Origin of the sequence: Faecalibacterium sp. Marseille-P9590, from assembly GCF_017377665.1 — a bacterium.
Taxonomy (GTDB): Bacteria; Bacillota; Clostridia; order Oscillospirales; family Ruminococcaceae; genus Faecalibacterium.
The window spans coordinates 1-1,272 of sequence record NZ_JAFREF010000024.1 but is presented as its reverse complement, the minus strand read 5'-3'; the positions used below and the strand labels follow the sequence as shown (position 1 = coordinate 1,272).

At 53.5% G+C, this 1,272-nt stretch carries 1 rRNA gene; it reads left to right on the top strand.

Annotation, left to right across the window (positions count from 1 at the left end):
* Positions 1-1,272, top strand: a 16S ribosomal RNA gene (locus tag J3349_RS13945); the annotation flags it as partial.

The window sequence follows — 1,272 nt, the reverse complement described above, 5'->3', positions numbered from 1 at the left end:
AACAGTTGGAAACGACTGCTAATACCGCATAAGCCCACGGCTCGGCATCGAGCAGAGGGAAAAGGAGCAATCCGCTTTGAGATGGCCTCGCGTCCGATTAGCTAGTTGGTGAGGTAACGGCCCACCAAGGCGACGATCGGTAGCCGGACTGAGAGGTTGAACGGCCACATTGGGACTGAGACACGGCCCAGACTCCTACGGGAGGCAGCAGTGGGGAATATTGCACAATGGGGGAAACCCTGATGCAGCGACGCCGCGTGGAGGAAGAAGGTCTTCGGATTGTAAACTCCTGTTGTTGAGGAAGATAATGACGGTACTCAACAAGGAAGTGACGGCTAACTACGTGCCAGCAGCCGCGGTAAAACGTAGGTCACAAGCGTTGTCCGGAATTACTGGGTGTAAAGGGAGCGCAGGCGGGAGAACAAGTTGGAAGTGAAATCCATGGGCTCAACCCATGAACTGCTTTCAAAACTGTTTTTCTTGAGTAGTGCAGAGGTAGGCGGAATTCCCGGTGTAGCGGTGGAATGCGTAGATATCGGGAGGAACACCAGTGGCGAAGGCGGCCTACTGGGCACCAACTGACGCTGAGGCTCGAAAGTGTGGGTAGCAAACAGGATTAGATACCCTGGTAGTCCACACCGTAAACGATGATTACTAGGTGTTGGAGGATTGACCCCTTCAGTGCCGCAGTTAACACAATAAGTAATCCACCTGGGGAGTACGACCGCAAGGTTGAAACTCAAAGGAATTGACGGGGGCCCGCACAAGCAGTGGAGTATGTGGTTTAATTCGACGCAACGCGAAGAACCTTACCAAGTCTTGACATCCCTTGACGATGCTGGAAACAGTATTTCTCTTCGGAGCAAGGAGACAGGTGGTGCATGGTTGTCGTCAGCTCGTGTCGTGAGATGTTGGGTTAAGTCCCGCAACGAGCGCAACCCTTATGGTCAGTTACTACGCAAGAGGACTCTGGCCAGACTGCCGTTGACAAAACGGAGGAAGGTGGGGATGACGTCAAATCATCATGCCCTTTATGACTTGGGCTACACACGTACTACAATGGCGTTAAACAAAGAGAAGCAAGACCGCGAGGTGGAGCAAAACTCAGAAACAACGTCCCAGTTCGGACTGCAGGCTGCAACTCGCCTGCACGAAGTCGGAATTGCTAGTAATCGTGGATCAGCATGCCACGGTGAATACGTTCCCGGGCCTTGTACACACCGCCCGTCACACCATGAGAGCCGGGGGGACCCGAAGTCGGTAGTCTAACCG